This window comes from Streptomyces coeruleorubidus (genome assembly GCF_008705135.1).
GTDB classification, from domain to species: Bacteria; Actinomycetota; Actinomycetes; order Streptomycetales; family Streptomycetaceae; genus Streptomyces; species Streptomyces coeruleofuscus.
In genome coordinates this window covers 4,153,233-4,175,439 of sequence record NZ_CP023694.1, presented here as the reverse complement: position 1 = coordinate 4,175,439, position 22,207 = coordinate 4,153,233, and the positions used below count along the sequence as shown (strand labels likewise).

General features: G+C 70.7%; 21 protein-coding genes. 14 read left to right on the top strand and 7 right to left on the bottom strand.

The window, feature by feature from the left end; all coding sequences use genetic code 11:
- Window positions 1-74 precede the first annotated feature (74 nt).
- From CP976_RS19175 to CP976_RS19155, 5 genes are all read left to right on the top strand, one after another.
- Window positions 75-782, top strand: a complete 708-nt coding sequence (locus CP976_RS19175) for a class I SAM-dependent methyltransferase (RefSeq protein WP_229875755.1) — start codon at window positions 75-77, stop codon at window positions 780-782.
- Window positions 779-1,285, top strand: a complete 507-nt coding sequence (locus CP976_RS19170) for a DedA family protein (protein WP_150481484.1) — start codon at window positions 779-781, stop codon at window positions 1,283-1,285. Before CP976_RS19175 ends, CP976_RS19170 begins: the two co-directional genes overlap by 4 nt.
- A 64-nt stretch (window positions 1,286-1,349) precedes the next feature.
- The gene (locus tag CP976_RS19165) at window positions 1,350-2,204 is read left to right on the top strand and encodes an LLM class F420-dependent oxidoreductase (protein ID WP_150481483.1); all 855 of its coding nucleotides are present in this window, start codon (window positions 1,350-1,352) and stop codon (window positions 2,202-2,204) included.
- 35 nt (window positions 2,205-2,239) lie between these two features.
- Window positions 2,240-2,446: a hypothetical protein gene (locus CP976_RS19160; protein WP_150481482.1), complete on the top strand. Its 207-nt coding sequence runs from the start codon at window positions 2,240-2,242 to the stop codon at window positions 2,444-2,446.
- Window positions 2,447-2,489: 43 nt separating this feature from the next.
- A complete protein-coding gene (locus CP976_RS19155) occupies window positions 2,490-5,075 on the top strand; it encodes a bifunctional FO biosynthesis protein CofGH (protein ID WP_150481481.1) in 2,586 nt (861 codons plus the stop codon).
- 5 nt (window positions 5,076-5,080) lie between these two features.
- Here CP976_RS19155 and CP976_RS19150 read toward each other — a convergent pair whose 3' ends face one another.
- Window positions 5,081-6,493, bottom strand: coding sequence for a hypothetical protein (locus CP976_RS19150; RefSeq protein ID WP_229875765.1), 1,413 nt, complete (start codon window positions 6,491-6,493; stop codon window positions 5,081-5,083).
- 18 nt (window positions 6,494-6,511) lie between these two features.
- On the bottom strand, window positions 6,512-6,964 hold the full coding sequence (locus CP976_RS19145) for a GtrA family protein (protein WP_150481480.1): 453 nt from the start codon (window positions 6,962-6,964) through the stop codon (window positions 6,512-6,514).
- A gap of 133 nt (window positions 6,965-7,097) precedes the next feature.
- On the opposite strand from CP976_RS19145, the gene CP976_RS19140 reads away from it, so the two are divergent.
- Window positions 7,098-8,096: a glycosyltransferase family 2 protein gene (locus CP976_RS19140; RefSeq protein ID WP_150481479.1), complete on the top strand. Its 999-nt coding sequence runs from the start codon at window positions 7,098-7,100 to the stop codon at window positions 8,094-8,096.
- A gap of 77 nt (window positions 8,097-8,173) precedes the next feature.
- Entirely contained in the window at window positions 8,174-8,734 is a 561-nt protein-coding gene (locus CP976_RS19135) for a hypothetical protein (protein WP_150481478.1), read from the top strand.
- On the opposite strand, the gene CP976_RS19130 is transcribed toward CP976_RS19135, so the two are convergent.
- Complete coding sequence (locus CP976_RS19130; RefSeq protein WP_150481477.1) at window positions 8,727-9,239, bottom strand: DUF2165 domain-containing protein; 513 nt, start codon at window positions 9,237-9,239, stop codon at window positions 8,727-8,729. The genes CP976_RS19135 and CP976_RS19130 overlap by 8 nt on opposite strands.
- A gap of 84 nt (window positions 9,240-9,323) precedes the next feature.
- On the opposite strand from CP976_RS19130, the gene CP976_RS19125 reads away from it, so the two are divergent.
- Window positions 9,324-11,837 (top strand): tetratricopeptide repeat protein, encoded by a 2,514-nt coding sequence (locus tag CP976_RS19125; RefSeq protein WP_150481476.1) that lies wholly within the window; start codon window positions 9,324-9,326, stop codon window positions 11,835-11,837.
- 3 nt (window positions 11,838-11,840) lie between these two features.
- Here CP976_RS19125 and CP976_RS19120 read toward each other — a convergent pair whose 3' ends face one another.
- A complete protein-coding gene (locus CP976_RS19120; RefSeq protein ID WP_150481475.1) occupies window positions 11,841-12,035 on the bottom strand; it encodes a DUF397 domain-containing protein in 195 nt (64 codons plus the stop codon).
- The gene (locus tag CP976_RS19115; RefSeq protein ID WP_150485404.1) at window positions 12,032-12,844 is read right to left on the bottom strand and encodes a helix-turn-helix domain-containing protein; all 813 of its coding nucleotides are present in this window, start codon (window positions 12,842-12,844) and stop codon (window positions 12,032-12,034) included. Before CP976_RS19115 ends, CP976_RS19120 begins: the two co-directional genes overlap by 4 nt.
- Before the next feature lie 15 nt (window positions 12,845-12,859).
- On the opposite strand from CP976_RS19115, the gene CP976_RS19110 reads away from it, so the two are divergent.
- From CP976_RS19110 to CP976_RS19095, 4 genes are all read left to right on the top strand, one after another.
- On the top strand, window positions 12,860-13,090 hold the full coding sequence (locus tag CP976_RS19110) for a DUF1330 domain-containing protein (protein WP_208838938.1): 231 nt from the start codon (window positions 12,860-12,862) through the stop codon (window positions 13,088-13,090).
- A gap of 168 nt (window positions 13,091-13,258) precedes the next feature.
- Complete coding sequence (gene uvrA / locus CP976_RS19105) at window positions 13,259-16,114, top strand: excinuclease ABC subunit UvrA (protein WP_150481474.1); 2,856 nt, start codon at window positions 13,259-13,261, stop codon at window positions 16,112-16,114.
- The gene (locus CP976_RS19100; RefSeq protein ID WP_150481473.1) at window positions 16,111-17,130 is read left to right on the top strand and encodes an RNA polymerase sigma factor; all 1,020 of its coding nucleotides are present in this window, start codon (window positions 16,111-16,113) and stop codon (window positions 17,128-17,130) included. The genes uvrA and CP976_RS19100 overlap by 4 nt, the downstream gene beginning before the upstream one ends.
- A gap of 102 nt (window positions 17,131-17,232) precedes the next feature.
- Window positions 17,233-18,408, top strand: coding sequence for a DJ-1/PfpI family protein (locus tag CP976_RS19095; RefSeq protein WP_150481472.1), 1,176 nt, complete (start codon window positions 17,233-17,235; stop codon window positions 18,406-18,408).
- Between the two features lie 79 nt (window positions 18,409-18,487).
- Here the strand turns inward: CP976_RS19095 and CP976_RS19090 are convergent, their stop codons facing one another.
- Both CP976_RS19090 and CP976_RS19085 read right to left on the bottom strand, forming a co-directional pair.
- Complete coding sequence (locus CP976_RS19090) at window positions 18,488-19,303, bottom strand: alpha/beta fold hydrolase (protein WP_150481471.1); 816 nt, start codon at window positions 19,301-19,303, stop codon at window positions 18,488-18,490.
- Window positions 19,304-19,353: 50 nt separating this feature from the next.
- Window positions 19,354-20,019, bottom strand: a complete 666-nt coding sequence (locus tag CP976_RS19085; protein ID WP_150481470.1) for a DUF4097 family beta strand repeat-containing protein — start codon at window positions 20,017-20,019, stop codon at window positions 19,354-19,356.
- 391 nt (window positions 20,020-20,410) lie between these two features.
- On the opposite strand from CP976_RS19085, the gene CP976_RS19080 reads away from it, so the two are divergent.
- On the top strand, window positions 20,411-20,938 hold the full coding sequence (locus CP976_RS19080; RefSeq protein ID WP_167537366.1) for a DUF1062 domain-containing protein: 528 nt from the start codon (window positions 20,411-20,413) through the stop codon (window positions 20,936-20,938).
- A 136-nt stretch (window positions 20,939-21,074) separates the two neighbouring features.
- The gene (locus tag CP976_RS19075; RefSeq protein ID WP_150481468.1) at window positions 21,075-22,190 is read left to right on the top strand and encodes an ADP-ribosylglycohydrolase family protein; all 1,116 of its coding nucleotides are present in this window, start codon (window positions 21,075-21,077) and stop codon (window positions 22,188-22,190) included.
- Window positions 22,191-22,207: the final 17 nt, after the last annotated feature.

Here is a 22,207-nt window from a genome sequence, read left to right as displayed (position 1 = left end):
CCCTACTTTCGTAGGGGAAGGCCGCCGCACAACGACGGATGTCCGGGCGCGGGCCGCTTCCTAGCGTCGAAACCATGGATTTTCGACCCATGGACTGGACGTTCCTCACCGAAGCGGCCCGCGACCCGCGCACCACCGGTGCCGTCGCCCCCAGCGGCAAGGCCCTGGCCCGTGCGCTGACCGACCCGGTACGCGCCCTCGCACCACGGCCGCTGACCGTCCTGGAGGCGGGAGCCGGAACCGGAGCGGTCACCCGCGCCCTCGTCCCGCAGCTGCCGCCGGGCAGTCGCCTGGACGTCGTCGAGGCCAACCCCCGATTCGCCGGACGGCTGCGCCGTCTCGTCGACACGCACCCCCTCCTGGCCGGGGAACCCGAGCGGGTCCGCGTCCACCGCTCCTACGTCGAGGACCTCCCCGGCGAGCAGCGCTACGACGTGATCGTCTCCGGCCTGCCCCTGACCAACTTCAGCCCCGGCCAGACCGAAACGATCATGGCCCGGTTCCTGGAGCTCCTCCACCCCGGCGGCACCCTCACCTACTTCGCCTACCGAGGCACCCGGCAGGCCCGCACCCTGCTGTCCTCCCGCGCGGAAGCCCGCCGGCACCATGCCGTCGAGGCGGTCATGGCCGCCTACCAGCGCCGGTACGGCACCGGCCGCTGGTCGGTGTGGGCGAACCTGCCTCCGGCCAGGGTCTGGCAGCTGCGGCGCCCGTCCCGCGACGCGCCGGATACGCCGGACGCGCGGGACGAGCGGTACGACGTCATCGGAGCCCGCCGGTGACCACCCCGTCGGACCTTATCGGCCACGTCCCCGCCACCACCGCCTACGCCGTCCTGGCGGTGGCGGTCCTGGCCGAGTCGGTCCTGCTGGTCGGCGCCTTCGTCCCCACCCTCGGCCTGCTTCTGGCGGCCGGGGCGCTGGCCCGCAGCGGGCAGCTGAGCCTGCCGCTCGTCGTCGGGGTCACGGCGGGCGCCGCGGTGGCAGGTGACCTGCTCGGCCACCGCACCGGAGCCCTGCTCGGCGACCGCCTGCGCACCGGACGCCTCGGCAGCCGTGTCCCGGCCACCGCCTGGCGGAACGCCGAGACCCGGATGGACCGCCGTGGCGGCCAGGCGGTGTTCCTGGCCCGCTTCGTTCCGGTGCTCCGCACGCTCATCCCGCACCTCGCGGGCGCCACCCGCCTGCCCTACCACCGGATCGCGCCCTACAGCGCGGTCGCCGCCCTGCTGTGGGCCGGCGCCGAGGCGGGCACGGGGTACGCGGCGCTCGCGACGGTCACCTGATACCGACCGAGGGGGCCGACCGGTCGGTAGGGACAGCCGACTCCCCCGCGGGTAGGAATAGGCCATGCGCATCGCCGTAACGATCTTCCTCACCGACGAGACGATCACCCCGGCCCGGCTCGCACGCGAGCTGGAGGACCGCGGTTTCGCCGGGCTGTATCTGCCCGAGCACACGCACATCCCCGTCGAGCGGACCACCCCGTACCCGGCGGGCGGCGAGCTGCCGCGCGAGTACGGCCGTACCCTCGACCCGTTCGTGGCGCTCGGCCAGGCCGCCGCCGTCACCGAGCGGCTCGGGCTCGGCACCGGCATCACGCTCGTCGCCCAGCACGACCCGATCGACCTGGCCAAGCAGGTCGCGACCCTGGACCACCTGTCAGGCGGCCGGTTCACGCTCGGGCTCGGCTTCGGCTGGAACGTCGAGGAGGCCGCCGACCACGGCGTACGGTGGCGCACCCGGCGCGAGCTGGTGCGGGATCGGATGGCGCTGATGCGGGCGCTGTGGTCGGAGGAACCCGTCGCGTACGAGGGGGAGTTCGGCAGCGTCCGGGCCAGTCACGCGCATCCCAAGCCCGTGCGGAAGCCGCGCGGCCCGGTCGTCGGCCCGCGCACGCTCGTCGGCGGCTCCGCCGGGCCCAAGCTGTTCTCCCACATCTGCGCGTACGCCGACGGCTGGCTCCCCATCGGCGGCCGCGGCCTGTCGGAGTCCCTGCCCCTGCTGCGCACGGCCTGGGCCGAAGCGGGCCGCGATCCCCAGGCCCTCCAGGTCGTCCCGTACGCCGTCCACCCGACCCCGGGCAAGCTCGCGTACTACGCCGACCTGGGCATCGAGGAGGTCGTGGCGCAACTGCCGCCGGCGGGGGAGGCGGAGATTCTGAAGGCGCTGGACGGGCTGACGGGATATCTTCCAGGTACCTGACAACTCAACGGGAAACAGGGGGAGAGCGCAGCGTCATGAGGATCACCTGGTTATGGTGGCTCACGCGACATTTCGGCGAATACGGCTACAGCCAAGGGCTGTTGCCCGCCGCGATCGGCACGTCGGCCGTGCTGGTGACCGCCGCGCTGGTCTGGTTCTCCCTGCACCGCCACAGGCCCCTCGCCGTGGCCCTCAGCGGTCTCGTGGCCGCCCTGGGCATCGGGTGGCTGGCGTTCCACTGACGGGGCCCGGCCCAGTTGATCAGCGCGATCGTATGCTCGAAGGATGACGACTTCCGCGACCCCCGGAACCGGCCCCACCGAGAACTCCATGCGTCGCGCCCTGAAACGGGCCAGGGACGGCGTCTCGCTCGACGTCGCCGAGGCGGCCGTCCTGCTCCAGGCCCGGGACGCGCACCTGGAGGACCTGGCGGCCTCGGCGGCCCGGGTGCGGGACGCGGGGCTCGAGGCGGCCGGCCGGCCCGGCGTCATCACGTACTCCAAGAGCGTCTTCATCCCACTGACCCGGCTGTGCCGGGACAAGTGCCACTACTGCACGTTCGTCACCGTCCCCGGCAAGCTGCGCCGGGAGGGCCACGGGATGTTCATGTCCCCCGACGAGGTGCTGGACATCGCCCGCAAGGGCGCCGCCCTGGGCTGCAAGGAAGCCCTCATCACCCTCGGCGACAAGCCCGAGGACCGCTGGCCGGAGGCGCGCGAGTGGCTCGACGCGCACGGCTACGACGACACCATCGCCTACGTCCGCGCCATCTCCATCCGCATCCTGGAGGAGACGGGCCTGCTGCCCCATCTGAACCCGGGCGTCATGAGCTGGACCGACTTCCAGCGGCTGAAGCCCGTCGCGCCCAGCATGGGCATGATGCTGGAGACGACCGCGACCCGCCTCTGGTCGGAGCCGGGCGGTCCCCACTACGGCTCGCCCGACAAGGAGCCCGCCGTCCGCCTGCGGGTGCTCGAGGACGCCGGGCGTTCCTCCGTCCCCTTCACCTCCGGGCTGCTCATAGGCATCGGCGAGACCTACGAGGAGCGCGCCGAGTCCCTGTTCGCGCTGCGGAAGGTCTCCCGGGCCTACCACGGCGTCCAGGAGCTGATCATCCAGAACTTCCGCGCCAAGCCGGACACCGCGATGCGCGGCATGCCGGACGCGGAACTGGACGAACTGGTCGCCACGGTGGCCGTCGCCCGCCTCCTCATGGGTCCCTCGGGCTGTATCCAGGCTCCGCCCAACCTCGTCGACGCCGAGTACGAGCGGCTGATCGGCGCCGGCATCGACGACTGGGGCGGGGTCTCCCCGCTGACCATCGACCACGTCAACCCCGAGCGCCCCTGGCCGCAGATCGACCAGCTCGCCGAGAAGTCGCGCGCGGCCGGTTTCGAACTGCGGGAACGGCTGTGCGTGTACCCGGAGTTCGTCCGGCGCGGCGAGCCCTGGCTGGACCCGCGACTGCGTCCGCACGTGGCGGCGCTGGCCGATCCGGAGACCGGGCTCGCGCGCCCCGAGGCCCTGCCCGAGGGCCTGCCGTGGCAGGAGCCGGAGGAGGTCTTCGTCGCGTCCGGCCGCACGGACCTGCACTCCTCGATCGACTCCGAGGGCCGTACGTCTGACCGCCGGGACGACTTCGACGAGGTGTACGGCGACTGGGGCGCCCTGCGCGAGGCGGCCGCCCCCGGCATGGCACCGGAGCGCATCGACACCGACGTACGGCAGGCCCTGCGCACGGCGGCCGACGACCCCACGAAGCTCACCGACGACGAGGCGCTGGCCCTGCTGCACGCGGACGGACCGGCCCTGGACGCCCTCGCGCAGGTCGCCGACGACGTCCGCAGGTCGGCCGTCGGCGACGACGTCACCTACATCGTCACGCGCAACATCAACTTCACCAACGTCTGCTACACGGGCTGCCGTTTCTGCGCCTTCGCCCAGCGCCGCACGGACGCCGACGCCTACACCCTGTCCCTGGACCAGGTCGCCGACCGGGCCCAGCAGGCCTGGGACGTCGGCGCGGTGGAGGTCTGCATGCAGGGCGGCATCCACCCGGACCTGCCCGGCACGGCGTACTTCGACATCGCGCGGGCCGTGAAGGAACGCGTCCCCGGCATGCACGTGCACGCCTTCTCGCCGATGGAGGTGGTCAACGGGGCGACCCGCACCGGCATGTCCGTCCGCGAGTGGCTGACCGCCGCCAAGGAGGCCGGCCTGGACACCATCCCGGGCACCGCCGCCGAGATCCTCGACGACGAGGTCCGCTGGATCCTGACCAAGGGCAAGCTGCCCGCGGCCGACTGGATCGACGTCGTGACGACGGCCCACGAGCTGGGCATCCGGTCGTCCTCGACGATGATGTACGGGCATGTCGACCAGCCCCGCCACTGGCTGGGCCACCTGCGCACCCTCGCCGGCATCCAGCAGCGCACCGGCGGCTTCACCGAGTTCGTGACGCTGCCGTTCGTGCACACCAACGCGCCCGTGTACCTCGCGGGCATCGCCCGCCCCGGCCCGACCATGCGGGACAACCGCGCGGTCACGGCCATGGCCCGGCTCCTGCTGCACCCGTACATCCCCAACATCCAGACGAGCTGGGTGAAGCTGGGCACCGAGGGCGCGGCCGAGATGCTCCGCTCGGGCGCCAACGACCTCGGCGGGACGCTCATGGAGGAGACCATCTCCCGCATGGCGGGCTCCTCCTACGGCTCGTACAAGTCGGTCAAGGACCTCATCGCGGTGGCCGACGCCGCGGGCCGCCCGGCGAAGCCCCGGAACACCCTGTACGGGGAGGTCCCGCAGGAGCGGCAGCGGGCGGCGCAGGCGTCGGACGGGCATCTGCCGGAGTTGCTGCCGGTGCTGGACTGAGAGGTCTACCGGCCCCCGGCGTCCGCCGGCTGCTGTGCCGTCACGGCGCGGTCGGGCGTGGCGCCGGGGCTCTTCGGCGGTGGGAGAGCCGTGCCCCGGCCCAGCCAGAGCAGGAGCAGGCCGAGTGTGCAGGCGATCGCCGGCCAGTAGACGTAGCGGAAGTCCGTCGCGGGCATGATCGGCAGGTAGCCGAGGATGTAGGCCGCCGAGCTGATGCCCAGCGCCCGGACCGGCATCGAGAACCGGCCCTTGCCCGGGCGGATGGCCAGCACCAGCGCGACGGCGAGCCAGAACCACCCGCGGAACAGCCACGGCACGTCCGTCACCATGCCCTTGACGTACGTGCCGAGCATGTCCTCCAGCCGGGGATGCGCCACCTCGATGCCCAGGTCGTTGCGGCTGACCCCCGCTTTGTACGGGTCGTCGGTCTCGAACAGCAGCGTCGTGAAGAGCCGCAGCCGGTACTGGAGGTAGTGCGGCACATGGCCGCTCATCTCGCGCAGCCACAGGGACGTGATCTCGTCTGAGTCCCCGCGCAGCCCGTCCGCCGGGCGTTCGTAGCAGGCCCAGTAGGCGTCCGACAGGGCCCCGACGCGCTCGCACTCCTGCGCGGATGCCACGAGCCGGTCCCTGAGATCGGGTGGCACGTCCGCCGTCCGGAGCTCGTCCACCTCCAGTACGTGGACCAGGTCGTCGAGCATGATCTGTGCGGCCTGTTCCGTCTCGAGAGGCCGCGCGAACAGGGAGATGGCGGCGGTCGGTACGACGAGGGCGGCCAGGAGTGCCGCCGTGCACATCGCCCACGTACGGCGGCCGGGAGCGCGCCACAGTGCGAGGACCAGCATGACGAAGACGGGGAGCGCGGCGAAGAAGGCGTTCTTGCGCACCAGCATGGCGTACGCGAGGAACAGCACGCCCAGCCCGAGCAGCCCCCACCGCACGGCGGGACGAGGAGGCCGGCGGTCCCGCAGCAGCAGCCCGGTGAGCGCGACCGCGCACGCGGCGAGCAGTGCGACCGCCGCGTGGACGTCCTTCCACACCACCCCGACGAACGTCAGCACGAAGGGAGCCAGACCGAGGCCGAGTACGGCGAGGGAACCGCCGCGGCTCGCGGTCAGCTCCCAGACGCACCAGGCCAGCACCCAGAGCGCTCCCCAGAAGAGAACGGCCTGGAGGACGAGCATGGACGTGATCGAGCCGGTCACCGCGATGAGCGCACGCCACACCAGGCTCAGCACGGGCGGGTGCCAGTCGGTCAGGGGCGTTTTCCCCTCGGCCTGCCGGAGCTGGTCGAGGCTGTCGGGACTCAGGTAGCCGGGGGCGAACACGAGGATCGTGCCCAGGCAGCAGACCGCGGCGACGGCGGCCAGTCCCCAGACCCAGCGGTGCGCACGCGGCAACCACGGCATTTGTCCCATATGCCGGATGCTAACGGCTCAGGGTGTGACGAAGACGTAGCGCCGGTAGGCGTAGAAGCGGAACAGGGTCGCGAGCACCCAGCCGAAGATGCGGGCGGTGTTGTCGCTGAGCGCCGAGTCGAGCCCGAGCAACTGCCGGGACGCGAAGACCGTGCCCGCCGTGATGGCGAGACCGACGCCGTTCGCGACGAGGAACAGGCCCAGTTCGCGGGCCACCTGCTCGCGGTGCTGGTGGCGGTAGGTCCAGTAGCGGTTCCCGGCCCAGCTGAAGAGCGCGGCGGCGCCCGTCGCGACGACGGAGGCCTGGACGGGAGCGGCCCCCATCGGCCCGCCCTCCGCGTCGCCGGGCAGCCCGAAGACCAGCAGGTTGTAGCCGCCGTTGTCCACGACGAAGGCCAGGGCGCCGACGGCTGAGAACTTCGCGGCCTCGCGCCAGATGCCCCGTACGGCATCACGGACGGAACGTGTCACAGAGGCGAGAACCGGCACAGAGCGAGAGTAGCCACCCGGCGCGCCCCCGCCGCATGGGCTCGCCCATACCGCATGATTTCCACCATATGTGACTATTCGACACCGGCTCGGATGTTCGGATGAGGAGTGGGGAGTGGCCGTGGAACCGACGATCGCGTGTGTCGTGCCGTGCCACAACGAGGAGGCGGCCGTCGGCAAGGTGGTCCGCGACCTGCGCGCGGCGCTCCCCGAGGCCGTCGTCTACGTCTACGACAACGCCTCCACCGACCGCACCGTGGACGTCGCCCGCGCGGCGGGCGCGATCGTCCGGCAGGAGCCCCGCAAGGGCAAGGGCAACGTCATCCGCCGCGCCTTCGCCGATGTCGACGCCGACGCCCTGCTCATCATCGACGGCGACGACACCTACGACGCCTCGCGCGCCCGGGACCTGGTGGACCTGCTCTTCGAGGGGCCGTACGACCAGGTCGTCGGCGCCCGCCGGGTAGCGGACGACGGCGCCTACCGGACCGGACACGCGGTCGGCAACAAGGTGCTCACCGGGGCCGTGCGGTCCCTGTTCGGCAACGACGTGACCGACATGCTCAGCGGCTACCGGGTGTTCTCGCGCCGCTTCGTGAAGTCCTTCCCGGCGCTGGCCCGGGAGTTCGAGACCGAGACCGAGATGACGATCCACGCCCTCCACCTGCGCCTTCCCACGGCGGAGGTGGTCGTGGACTACCGGGTCCGGCCGGCCGGCGGGGAGAGCAAGCTGCGCACCTACCGGGACGGCTGGCGCATCCTGCGGGTCATCCTCGACCTGGCGCGGCGCGAGCGGCCCTCCCTCGTGCACACCGTGATCGCCGGCGTCCTGGCCCTGGTCTCGGTCGTCCTCGGCATCCCGGTCATCGCCGACTTCGTCCGCACGGGCACGGTGCCCCGCGTTCCCACGGCGATCCTCGCCGCCGCGATCATGACCATCGCCGCGCTCGTCCTGCTCGTGGGCTACATCCTCGAGTCGCTCACCCACATGCGGCAGGAGCAGACCCGGCTCGTGCACCTCTCCTACCCGGCCCCCGTCCGCACCCCGCGCTACACCGCCCACGGAGCCGGCACGGGCCCCGTACCGGTCCGCAAAACCGTCGACGGCCCCTAGGCCGCCTGGGAAGCAACGGGCTCGCAGTACGATGATCGGAACCCCCGTTCCGCGGGGTCCCGTGACTGAGGAGATGCGTGCCCGTGCCTGCCCGACTTCCTTCGTGGGCCTGGGTGACCGGGCTGACCGTGGGAGCGATAGCCGCGGTGACGGTCCTGGCCGTGCAGGCGGACCGGGGCCCGCAGCCCACCGCCACCTCGGCCAAGCCGAGCGCCTCGGTGCCGGCGCAGCCCACGCCCTCGGCTTCGGTCCCGGCGAGGGTGCCCGACGGCTCCGGCACCGGCCGGCGCATCGTCTACTCACTCGACGAGAAGCGGGTGTGGCTGGTCGACGCGAGCGAGGCGACCCGCCGTACGTTCACCGTGTGGCCGGGCACGGTCAGCCCCGACCCCGGCACGTACACGGTGTCGTCCCGCAACGAGGCCACGACCGGCTCGGACGGCGTCCAGATCGAGCACATCATCTACTTCGCCGCGAAGTCCGGTGTCTCCGTCGCCTTCTCCAACGCGGTCGACGGCGCCTCGCCGCCTCCCGCCGACTCCGGTGCCAGGACGGGCGGAGTCAGGATGCGGAAGGCGGACGGCTCGGCACTGTGGGCGTTCGGCACCGTCGGCACGACGGTGACCGTGGTCAGGTAGTCGAGTCCGCCTGCTTGGACGGCAGGTGGTTGACGACCAGCACCAGCCCGCTGAACAGGAACACGCGGGTGGCGGCGTCCAGCCCGTTCCAGCTCTTCGACTGCCACATGGAGAACCACTCACCGCCGATCGCGATGAACCCGGCGCCGAACAGCAGCAACACCATCAGCAGCCCGTACGTGGACATCCGCCGGGCCTGCTGCTGGTCACGTCTGGCCCACAGCCAGGTCCCGTATATGAGGACCAGCGCGGCGACGGTCTCCCAGACGATGATCAGCACGTAGGCGGTGTCCTGGAGCCCCGTACTGGTGATGGCCCGCCACATCAGGTCCTCGTCCTTGAACGTGGTGTCCATGGCGAGAACATGCCGGACGAACTGCTGGTTGGTGCCGAAGTCGGTGATGTTCCCGAACGCGACCAGCGCCATGTAGAGGGCGACGGAGGCGGTGAGCAGGGCGGCGGCGAGAGGCAGCGCGCCGCGGCGTGAAGTGGAGGAGGTGGCCATGCCGATCATTCTTCCCGAGCGGCGGTCGCCGACGCGACAGAATGACGGCGGAAGCGGGCGGGGCGAGACGAGGGGGACGTGGGGATGGCGCAGGCGAGGCCGTCGATGCAGGACGTGATACGGCAGCGGACCCGGGCCGGTTTCGTCGGCCGGGCCGCTGAACGGGCGCTGTTCCGCGAGAACTTCGAGACTCCTCCGCACGACGAACGCCACCGCTTCCGCTTCCACGTGCACGGCAACGCGGGCGTCGGAAAGACCTTCCTGCTGCGGGAGTTGGAACAGATCGCCCGCGAACAGGGCGCGCTGACCGCGTACGTGGACGACAGCTCCGGCAGTGTGCCGGAGGTGATGGCGGAGATCAGCCGCCAGTTCGCCGCGCAGGGCCGCCGGTTGAAGGAACTCGACCGCACGCTCGCCACCCACGCCGAACGCAGGCACGAGGCGGAGCTGGCCGCGCTCGCCGCACTGGACGAGCAGGAGGAGGGTGCGGGCCCGACGGTCAGCGGGAGGGTGGTGGCCCGGGCCGGGACGGTCGCGCTGGGGATGGTCCCGGTGGTCGGCCCGCTCGCGGGCATGATCGACTCCGAGGAACTAGCGGGCGGAGTGGACCGGTTCAGAGAGAGGGTGCTGGCCCGCTTCCGCGACCAGGAGGACGTGCGGCTGGTCCTCGCCCCGGAGCAGGTGCTCACCCCGGTGCTCCTGCGCGAACTCTCGGAGGCCGCCGCCTCGGCCTCCTGGATCGCCCTCTTCCTCGACACCTACGAGCGGACGGGCCCGTACCTCGACCACTGGCTGCACGAGACGATGACCACCGACCGCCACGGCGCCATGCCGGCCACGGCCGTCGTGGTCACGGCGGGCCGGCGCCCCCTGGACACGGCCGTCTGGGGCGGCCTGAGGGACTTCATGACGGACGTCCCGCTGTCCCCCTTCACCGAGGCGGAGACCCGCGGCCTGCTCGCCGGCAAGGGTGTGACCTCCGAACCGGTCGTCGAGGAGGTCCTGCGCCTCACCGGCGGCCTCCCGGTCCTGGTCTCCACCCTCGCCGAGTCCCGCCCCGCCGACCCGGACGACGTGGGCGACCCGAGCGCCACGGCCGTGGAACGCTTCCTGAAGTGGGAGCGGGACCCGGCACGCCGCGCGGCCGCGCTGTCCTGCGCGCTGCCGAGATGGCTGGACGCGGACGTGTTCCGGGCGGCCACCGAGTGCCCGGATGAGCAACTGGTACCTCTCTACGCGTGGTTGCGGAGCATGCCGTTCGTCGGCGAGCTCGGCGGGGGCCGACTGCGCTACCACGACGTCGTACGGGCCCCGATGCTGCGCGCGGAACGGAACAGGTCACCCCGCGGATGGGCCGCGCGGCAGCGACACCTGGCGCGGACGTTCGGCGGCTGGCGGGAGGAGGCCCGGGGCGACGGGGACGAGCCGTGGACCGACGAGACGTGGCGGAGCCTGCGCCTGGCCGAGGTGTACCACCTGCTCTGCGCGGGTGAGCGGGACGCGCTGCCGCACGCGCTGCGGGACTTCGTCCACGCCTGCGACGCCGGTGAGGCCGTGGCCGCGCAGTGGGCGCGCGTGCTGGTGGACGCGGGCCAGGACGCGGAAGCGGCGGCGGTGGCCGGGTGGGGCACCGAACTGACGGCTGCACTCGACGAGGAAGGCATCACGTCCGCGCTCGGGCTGCTCCTGCGCCGCGCGGTGCTCGACGTGCCGGCCCAGGCCCGGGCCCGGGTCGTACGGGGTGACGAGCTGCGCGGACAGGCCGCGTACGCGCAGGCCCTCGCCGAGTACGACCGGGCCGTCGCCCTCGATCCGGAGCTGGCCGTCGCCTACCGTCACCGGGCGGGAATCCGGGGGGAACTGGGCGACCACGACGCGGCGATCGCCGACCTGGACCGGGCCGTCGCGCTGGAGCCGGACAACTCCTGGTACATCGCCCTGCGCGGCGAACACCACCGGCTCGCCCGGCACGACACCGAGGCCGTCCGGGACCTGAGCGAAGGGATCCGCCTCGACCCGGCCGGCGAGTTCGCCTGGGCCTCCCGGGGAGCCACGCACGAGCGCCGCGGAGACCTGGACGCCGCCCTCTCCGACCTGGGCCGGGCACTGGACCTCAAGCCGGACTACGCCTGGGCGCTCGCCCGCCGCGCCCGGGTCTGGCGCGCGCTGGGCGACCCCCGACGCCAACTGGCCGACCTCGACCATGCCCTCACCCTGAGCCCCGACTGGCCCTGGGCCCGCTGCGAACGCGGCGACGCGCTGCGCGCCGCGGGCCGCGACGCGGAGGCGGTCGCCGACTTCGACCGCGCGCTGTCCCTGGACCCCGCCTACGCCTCGGCGTACGCGAGCCGGGGCGCGTCCCTCACCAACCTCGGCCGCCACACGGAGGCCCTCGCCGACCTGGACCGGGCGGTGGAACTCCGGCCGGGGTATGCCTGGGCGTTGTGCCGCCGGGCCGTCCTGTTCGCGGCGATGGAACGGCTCACGGAGGCACGGGCCGACGTGGAAAGGATCCGCGAACTGGACTCCGGGGCACTGGAACGCTTTTCGGCTACCGACCGTGCGGTGCTTGGGTCGGTCCTCGCCTCCCAGGACTGAGACTCAGCGCCCCACTGCGAACTCCAGGAAGTCGGACCAAGCGCCGTCGGTGAATTCCAGGCGGGCGGCGTCCTTGTTCTTGGAGTCGCGGATGTGGATGGTCGGGTGGCGGGTGAGGGATATGGCGACCTCGACGCAATCAGGGCCGTCGTTTCCGCTGTAACTGCTCTTGATCCACGTCAGTGGGGTGGGCGTCATGTCTCTTCTCCCAGCACTTTTTCGATGAAGGCCAGCGACTCGCGCGGCGAGAGGGCCTGCGCCCGGATCATGCCATAGCGCATATCGAGGACCTGTACGTCCTTCGGGTCGCTGATCACGCGGTCGTACAGCTGGCTTTCCGTGTGACCGAGCGCCTTGCCACCCTGGAGCTTCAACAGCCTGAACGAGCCCATCGCAGCCGCGTGGTCCTCCCTGTCCATGGGCATCACTTGAATCTCGACGTGCCGCAACTCCGCTACCTCCAACAGGTGTTCGAGTTGCCGACGCAACACCATCTTGCCCCCGAAGGGGCGCCGCAGTGTCATCTCTTCCTGGACAAAGGTGACCAGCGGTCGGGGTACCCGATCGAAGACGGCCTTCCGTGCCATGCGTGCGGACACGTGACGCTCGATCTCGTCCTCGGTGTAGGCCGGCCGTCGCATCGCGTACAACGCCTGGGCGTACTCCGGCGTTTGCAGCAACCCGTGGATGTGCAGGGCTGCGTAGGCCCCGAGCTCGACTGCCTGGTCCTCCAGCTTCGTCAGGTCCCGTACGGTCTTCGGATACCGAGCCTCCTCCACATCCCTCTTCATCGCCGAGATCTTGCCCCCGGCACCAAGCACCTCGTCGGTCTTGTCCAGGAAGTCCGGCTTGGGGATCCGCCTCGCCCGCTCCACGGACGAAACCATCTCCTCGCCGTACCCGATCGCCGAGCCCAGCTCCGTCTGCTTCAACCCCGCGGCCTCGCGCCACATCTTGATCTGCCGCCCGACCGTCCTGAGCACGGCCGCCGCTTCCTCGTCCTCCACGCCTACAAAGTTCAGGTGCTGCCGGTCGTCGCCAAGTTCGGCGGCACCTACCGCGTCATCGCAGGAAACCCGTCGAACGTCGAGGGCGACTGGCACCCCGCCTACCTGGTGATGCTGGAGTTCCCCTCGGTCGAGCAGGCCAAAGCCTGGTACGACTCGCCCGAATACGAGCCGCTGAAGCGGATGCGTCTGGCGAGCGCCCGCGGCACCGGCGTGCTCATCGAAGGGCTCCCGGCCGCCGGGTGAGCCGGTCGGCAGCGCTGTTGTTGCTCACATTCCCGGCGGGAAGTCGAATGTTATTCGTCTTTCTGTGCCCACACGGTGGACTTTCTTGTCAAGGGCGATGTTCCCCACACCGGGAGCACGCTGAACAAGGGCCATCACCAGTGAAGTAGCGGTGTTACGGTTGGCTTCGTGACAAATCGCATCGTCATCAAGGGTGCCCGTCAACACAATCTCCGTGACGTGTCCGTCGATCTGCCCCGGGACGCACTGATCGTATTCACGGGCGTATCCGGATCCGGAAAGTCAAGCCTGGCGTTCGACACCATATTCGCCGAAGGTCAGCGGCGTTATGTCGAATCCCTCTCGGCATATGCGCGGCAGTTTCTGGGGCAGCTCGACAAGCCCGACGTCGATGCCGTCGAGGGACTGTCCCCGGCGATCGCCATCGACCAGAAGACGTCGAGCCGCAATCCGCGTTCCACGGTCGGCACCATCACCGAGGTCTACGACCACCTGCGACTGCTGTACGCCCGGATCGGTCACCCTCACTGCCCGACGTGCGGCGAGCCGGTCAGCAGGCAGACACCGCAGCGCATCGTCGACCTGCTCCTGGACGAGGACGAGGGGACCCGCTTCCAGGTGCTGGCCCCGGTCGTCCGCGACCGCAAGGGCGAACACGCCGAGGTCTTCCGGCAGTTGTCCGCCGACGGCTACAGCCGGGTCCGGGTGGACGGGACAGTCCTCGCGCTGGCCACGCCGCCCGCACTCGACCAGCGCAAGAAGCACTCGATCGATGTGGTCGTGGACCGGCTGGCCGTCAAGCCGGGCGTACGGCAGCGGTTGACGGAGTCCGTGGAGACCGCGCTGGGGCTCGGCGGCGGTGTCCTCCGGATCGAGTTCGTGGATCGCGAACCCGGGGCCGCGGGCCGTGAAGTGGTCTTCTCCGAGGCGATGGCCTGCCCGCGCTCCCACGACCCTGGCCTGGAGTCACTGGAGCCCCGGCTGTTCTCCTTCAACGCGCCCTGGGGTGCCTGCCCTGCCTGCACCGGCCTCGGCTCACGCATGGAGGTGGACCCCTCTCTCGTCGTACCGGACGACTCCAAGTCCCTGGCCGAGGGCGCCATCGCCCCTTGGACCAACACCAGCGGAGCCGACTACTTCACCCGCCTGCTCGAAGCCCTGGCCGCCGACGCCGGCTTCAGCACGGCCACGCCCTGGCGCGAACTCGGCGCCGACGTGAGGGAGATGGTGCTGCACGGGGCGGACCGCCGGTTGCACCTCGCGTACCGGAACCGGTTCGGCCGTGAGCGCTCGCACCTGTCCCGCTACGAAGGCGTGATCCCGCACATCGAGCGCCGCTACGCCGAGGGCGCCGAGTCCGGGGCCGGGCAGAACCTGTTCGCCGGATATATGCGCGAGGTGCCCTGCGCGGCCTGCGGGGGCGCCCGCCTCGCCCCGGGCGTCCTGGCAGTCACGGTCGGCGGACGCAGCATCGCCCAGGCGGCCGCGCTGCCACTCGGTGAACTCGCCGAGTTCGTCCGGGCGTTGGAGCTGACGGGCAGCGAGCGGCGGATCGCCGAGGCCGTGCTCGCGGAGATCGGCGAGCGGCTGCGGTTCCTGCTCGACGTGGGACTGGACTACCTCTCCCTCGACCGGCCCGCCGCCTCCCTCTCCGGCGGGGAGGCGCAGCGGATCCGGCTGGCGACCCAGATCGGAGCCGGCCTGACCGGTGTGCTGTACGTCCTTGACGAGCCGTCCATCGGGTTGCACCAGCGCGACAACCAGCGGCTCATCGAAACTCTGAAGCGGCTGCGCGACCGCGGCAACACGGTGATCGTGGTCGAGCACGACGAGGAGACATTGCGGGTCGCCGACTGGGTGGTGGACATCGGCCCCGGCGCCGGCATTCACGGCGGCCGGATCGTCTGCTCGGGCACCGTGCAGGAGCTGTCCGAGCACCCGGAATCCCTCACCGGCGCCTACCTCTCCGGACGTCGCAGGATCGCGCTGCCCACCCAGCGGCGACAGCCGGCAGCCGAGCGTGCCCTCACCGTGCACGCGGCGTCCGAGCACAACCTGCGCGACGTGACGGTGTCCTTCCCGCTCGGGGTGTTCACCGCCGTCACCGGCGTCTCCGGCTCCGGCAAGTCGACCCTGGTCAACGACATCCTGCACACCGCGCTCGCCCAGCGGATCCACCGCGCGCACAAGGTGCCGGGCCGGCACCGCGCCATCACCGGCATCGAGCACGTCGACAAGGTGGTCCAGGTCGACCAGTCGCCGATCGGCCGCAGCCCCCGCTCCAACCCGGCGACGTACACCGGCGTCTTCGACCACCTGCGCAAGCTGTTCGCCCAGACCCCGGAGGCGAAGGTGCGCGGCTACCAGCCCGGCCGGTTCTCCTTCAACGTCAAGGGCGGACGCTGCGAACACTGCTACGGCGACGGCACCATCACGGTCGAGATGAACTTCCTCCCGGACGTCTACGTCCCGTGCGAGGTGTGCAAGGGCGCCCAGTACAACCGGGAAACCCTCGACGTGCACTACAAGGGCCGGTCCATCGCGGACATCCTGGCCATGACCGTGGCGGAGAGCGTGGACTTCTTCGACGGCCACCAGATCATCTCCCGGCATCTGCGGACCCTGGACGACGTCGGGCTCGGCTATGTGAAGCTCGGCCAGGCGGCCACCACCCTGTCCGGCGGTGAGGCACAGCGCGTCAAGCTCGCCGCCGAACTCCAGCGCCGTACCCGCGGACGCACCCTCTACGTACTCGACGAACCCACCACCGGCCTCCACGCCGCGGACGTCGACCGGCTTCTGACGGCGCTGCAACGACTGGTCGACGGCGGCAACACGGTCGTCGTCATCGAGCACAACCTCGACGTGATCAAGTCGGCCGACTGGCTGATCGACATGGGACCGGAGGGCGGCCTGCGGGGCGGCGAGGTCATCGCCGAAGGCACCCCGGAACAGGTCGCGGCCGACGCCCGGTCGCACACCGGGCGATTCCTCAACTCCCTGCTGGAGCTGGAGCGGACATGAGCGTCACTGAGGCGCAGGCCCGGGTGGAGGACCCGGAGGAACTCCTGCTCGCGGAGGCCGACGAGACCGACGCGCCCCGTGCGCGGCTCTCCTCCGACAGCGGCACGGTCGACCAGGTGAAGGACTACCTGCGGCTCATCGCCAAGGTCCGGCTGCTGACCGCCGAACAGGAGGTGGACCTGGGCAAGCGCATCGAAGCCGGTCTCTACGCTGAGCACCTCCTCGCCGAAGAACCCGGGCTGGAGCCGCACTTCCGCCGGGAACTGACGCTCCTCGCGGAGGACGGGCGCCGCTCGAAGAACCACCTCACCGAGGCCAACCTCCGCCTGGTGGTCTCCGTCGCCAAGCGCTACACCGGACGCGGACTGCAGTTCCTCGACCTGATCCAGGAGGGCAACACCGGGCTGATCAGGGCCGTGGAGAAGTTCGACTACACCAAGGGCTTCAAGTTCTCCACGTACGCGACCTGGTGGATCAAGCAGGCGGTCACCCGTGCCCTGGCCGACCAGAGCCGCACCATACGCATCCCGGTCCACACCGTGGAGATCATCAACCGCGTGGCACGGGTCAGGCGCGAACTGCTCCACGACACCGGGATCGAGCCGACCCCGCAGGAAGTGGCCGAGAAGGCAGAGGTCCCCGTGGAGCGGCTGGCCGAACTCAACGCCTACACCAAGGACCCCGTCTCGCTGGACGTCACCCTGTCCGACGACGGCGACACCGAGTTCGGCGATCTCATCATGGACGGCGACTCGCCCTCCCCCTGGGAGATGGTCACCTTCGGCCTCCTCCAGCGAACCATCCAGACCCTCCTCGCCGACATGACCCCGCGCGAGTCCGGCATCATCTCCCTCCGATACGGCCTCTCCGGCGGCCGCCCGCGGACCTTGGACGAGATCGGACAGATCTACGGCGTCACCCGCGAACGCATCCGCCAGATCGAATCCAAGACGATGAGCAAGCTGCGCCACCCGTCGCGTTCGCAAGTGCTGCGGGACTACCTCGACGACGAGTGACGCTGCCGCCATTTCATCCACAAGCGCCATCACGAAACGAAACGACATAATTCCGCGCACTCGCACGCCGGTAATCCATCGAAATCCCAGGGGATCAGTAAATTGGCCAGGGTACTCATCATCGCGTCCGACGGCACCGCCATCGATCACCTCGATTACGCCTACTTCCGCATGCTGGAGGAAGGGTTCGAGGTGACGATCGCCGCCCCGCGAAAGGGGCAGGTCAAGAGCAGTGTGCACTGGGGCGGCCCCGACACCTACCACTACTGCATCGAGCGACCGGGCTACGTCCTGCCCGCTCACGCGTCCTTCGACGAGATCGATCCCACGGAATACGACGGTCTTCTGCTGCCCGGCGGCCGCGCTCCCGAATTCCTGCGCAATGACGAACGCTGCGTTTCGATCGTGCGCCACTTCATCGAGAGCGAAAAGCCGGTGGCCTCCCTGTGCCACGGCCCGCTGCTGCTCCTCGCCGCAGGTGTGACAGGGCGGCGGATGGCCTGCGCGGACGACATCGCCGTCGACGTCACCACGTCGAAGAACACGTACGTGGAGAACAAGGGCGAGATCCCCGGGCAGCCGGACCACGTGGTCGACGGCAATATCGTCACCGCGCGAGGCTGGTGGCACTACCACTCCTGGGTCCGGGAGTTCCTCAACCTCCTTCAGGAGCGCGGCATCAAGCTCCTGAGCGTGCCCGCTTCGAGTCCGTCCCGCGTACTCATCCTCGCCGGCGAGCACTCGAGCGCCGGGCAGCTGTCGTACGCGCTCGAACGCACCCTGGAAGCAGGTCACTCGGCAGCCGTCGCCGCGCCGGAGAAGACCGTCCTCAAGACCCTCATCGATCCGCGTGAGGAGGGCTGGGATCCGAGCGAGGAGACGCCCGGGCCCTACACCTTCGAATCGCTGGGCTTCCTGATCCCGTCGGACCTCGCGATCGACGAGGTCGACCCCTCCGAGTTCGACGCCCTGCTCATCCCGGGCGGCCGCGCCACGGAGTACCTGCGCAACATCCAGGGATTCCGTGACACCGTCCGGCACTTCGTCGAGCGCGACAAGCCGATCGGCGCCATCGCCGAGGGCGCTCGCCTGCTCCTGACGGCCGGAGTGACGGGGAGGAAACTGACCGGCATGGACATGATCCGGTCAGAGATCGCGCCCGGCAACACCTACGTGGCCGCGGGCGACGAGGCCGTCCGCGACGGAAACATCGTCACGGTCTCCGCCCGGCCGTACTACCACGTGTGGATGCGGGAGTTCCTGCCTCTGCTCCCGTAGGGGTGCGGCAAAGCGCCCCGGTCGCAGAGAGGGTGCATGCCTCCTCTGCGACCGGTGGGCTTCGAGGCTGGTCGTGACTTCAGTGCTCCCCGCCGTCGAGGGCCGCGACCTCGCGTACGGCATCGGCGATGGCCCGGAAGTCCTTCTTGAGGAGCGCGCCGTGGTTGCTGGCGACCTTCGCGCTGATCCGGATGTTCGGGTTGCCGGCGGTCACCGCGTCGAGGCCGGTGCGTATCCGTTCCTGGTCGTCACCGCGGCTGCCGAAGGACGTACCCGAAGCGACCACGTACCGCACCGGGACGGTGATGTCACCCAGCACGGGCCCCAGCTCCCGCTCCCGGGAGAGCCTGCCGAGTTCGATGTTGCTGTCGGCCTGCTGTGCGGCGGTCATCCGCGGGGTCAGGCCCGTCGGGCGCAGCAGCGGCATGAACCAGCCCAGCCGCCGGAACAGCTTCCGGATCCGCCGCTCCATGGCCTCGTCCAGCCAGTCGTAGGGGAACGCGCCGTCGACCAGGACCGCACCCACGGCACGCTCCGGGTTCCGCTCGGCCCAGTGTGCCCCGACGACGGCCCCGTAGGACCATCCGACCACGAGCGCCCGGTCCACGCCCCTGGCCGCGAGAACGGCGTCGACATCGCGCACGGCCGCCTCGAAGGAGTAGTCCGCCGAACGCTTCGACTTGCCCCGGGCCCGCTCGTCGAAGGTGATGTGCCGCCACCCCGTCCCCAGGTCGGCGATGACCCGCCGCCAGTACCCCTGGGTGGCGAACTGGCCGTTGAGGTAGACCACCGGCATCCCGGGACCGCCGGTGTCGGTGACGGCCAGGGCCGTGTCGTCGACCGGCACCATGCCGGTCCACGCCGAACTGTTCGAGGAAGTGCTGTTCTTCGTCATGTGGTCCCCCTGGTGGTGGGCTCGGGCCGGACAGTCCTGGTGCTGTTCGTTCAGAGGCTGCGTGCGGTGATGTCGCCGTGGGAGGTGGTGGCGCGGATGTCGAGTTCGGTGGTGCCGTCGTTCTTGAGGGAGTTGCTGACGCGGCCGTAGCCGGTGCCGGCGTCCAGGGCGGCCGAGACGCCCGCGGCGGCGACGACCGAGATGTCGCCGGACTGGGTGCGGAGCACGACCGCGCCGCGCACGGCCTCGGCGATCCGGATGTCGCCCCTCGCCGTGCTGATCTCCGCGGGGCCGCCCAGCCGGCCGACCTCGACGTCTCCGTCGATCGCGGTGAGGCGGACGCTCGCGGCCTCGTCGATCTTGATCTGTCGGTACGCGCCGTCGACGACGACGTCGCCGAGGCGCCCGACGCCGCGGAGCTCGGTGCTGTCGGCCTTGACCTCGACCCGGGAGCCGGCGGGCAGCCGGACCGTGACCTCCACGGCTCCGGAGGGGCCGGTGAGCTGGTTGCCGGAAGCCGAGGCCGTGATCCGCAGGACACCGTCGGTGTAGGTGACGGCGGTCTTCTCGGCGGTCTTGGTGTCGCGGCTCTTGGAGGGGTCGGCGGGCAGGACCTCGACGGTGGTGTCGGCGCGGTCCGCGGCGATGAACTGGACGCGTCCGGCCGGGATGTCGAGGACGGCGGAGATCGGGGCGGGGGTGGCGAAGTTCTGCATCGTGCTCTCCTTGGCTCGTCGTTTCGAACAATGGAAAAGCTACGTTGCATTCACGAGGCTGGCAACTATCTCGTTGCGCGCAGACGGTATTGCTGCAGTTCAGAGGGTAGTAATCGTTGCAACGGTTTGGAAATCAACGCAACGGCCGAGGCGATACTCGTTGCATTGAGTGGAAGTGAACGCACTGCCGTCCGAAAACCGGTGGAGCGGCGCCGCTGTGGCCCTACCGTGCTGCCCCACCAAGTCGCCGAGGCAAGGACGTGCCGTTGTACACCCTGTGAGACCTCCCGAGAGCTGATCTGTCGCGCGTCGCGCAGGTGCGCCGCGCTCCTTTTTGCTGCGGATTTCTCACTGGAACCGGTGTACTTCTGTGCTCATCGACTGGGTTGTCATGCCCACCTGCCTGCCGACCGTTCTCCGCCGTTGCCACGCGTGCGCGTCCGAGCGTTTCCGGGCGAACGGCAAGTTCCGCGTCAACGCGAACCACAAGCTCCTCGACGCCTGGCTCCTCGTGCTCTGTACCGGTTGCGGGGACACGGCGAAGCTCGCGGTCCTGGAGCGCATGAACGTGCGCTCCGTACGGCCTGGGCTGCTGGACCGGATGCACGACAACGACCCCGGCCTGGCGGCTGAGCTGCTCCAGGATCCGGTCGTGCGGCGCCGCAATCGCATCGCCCTCGACTGGGACGACGCCTGGCGCCTCGACACCGGCGGATCGGATCACCTGGACCGCGAGGTGATCGACGTATCGGTCCGCTTCGCGGCGCGGATCCCTGTCCGGCCGGTGCGACTGATCGCCGAAGGCCTCGGCCTTTCGCGGGCCGAGGTCGGGAGACTGATCGCGGAGGGGAAGCTCGTGTCGGCGGTCCGGCTGAGCGGCAGGCTCTCCGGCGACTTCACCTTCACGCTCAAGCGCTGAGCCTCCCCGGGCCCCCGGGGCCTGTCCGGCGTGTTCCGCCGGACAGGCCCACAGCATTCCGCCCCCTGAAGCCGCCGTCCCCGTTCGATTACAGTGCTGAGCTGTCGTACGTATGGACGGTCCCTGGGAGGTCAAGGTGGGTGCGACTGCCGGTGCCGTCTGGGGGCGTACGGAGCAGCAGGACTTTCGCAGCCGGGTGCGCGGGACGCTGCTCGGCTTGGCCGTCGGGGACGCGCTGGGTGCGCCCGTGGACGGGCTGGGGATCGACGGGATCAGGGAGGCGTACGGGGCGGAAGGGCTGGTCGATCTGGCTCCCGCCTACGGCAGACGCGGTGCCGTCACCCATCTCACCCAGCTCACCCTGTTCTCCGTGGACGGGCTGATACGGGCCCAGGTGCGGCGGGACACCGGTGCCTGGCATCCGCCCACCGACCTGCACCGGGCCTATCTGCGCTGGGCCGCCACCCAGCGGGACTGGGGGCCCGACCTGCGGCGCAAGGACGACGGGTGGCTCGCGCGGGAGGAGTGGCTGTATGCGCGCCGGGACCCGAGCCAGGCGCTGCTCCTCGGACTCGCCGACGAGACCATGGGGACCCCCGAGACGCCCAAGAACCCCGGTGAGCTCGGGCCCGAGGCCGCCGCCCGGTCCGCTCCGTTCGGGCTGCTCGTGGGGTGGGAGCCGCAGCTCGTCGCCCAGCTCGCGGTGGAGTGCGCGGCGCAGACCCACGGACACCCCACGGCATATCTCGCGGCGGGCGCGTACGCCGTGATCGTGCATGCCCTCGCCCTCGGGGAGAGTGTCGACGGTGCCGTGCAGCGGGGCTTCGCGCTGCTGGCCGCCCGGCCCGGGCACCAGCCCGTGTCGGACGCGCTCCAGCACGCCCTCGGTGCCGTACGGCAGGGACTGCCCGGGCCGGAGCGCGTGGCGGAGCTGTGCGGGGCCGGTACGGCGGAGAGTCTCGTCGCCGCTGCCGTGTACTGCGCCCTCGTCGCCGCCGACGTCCGGCACGGACTGACTCTCGCCGTCAACCACGACGGCCCCTCCGCCGCCACCGCCGCGCTGACGGGCGCGCTGCTCGGGGCCCTGCACGGCGAGACGGCCCTCCCCCCGGCCTGGCTGGCCGAGCTGGAGGGCCGCCCCACGATCCTGGAGCTGGCCGACGACTTCGCCATGGAGATGACCCAGGGGCCCGCCCTGCACGGGCCCGGGGGTTCGTCACCGGGGTGGCTCGCCCGCTATCCGAGGGCCTGAGCCCACCCCGCGGACCC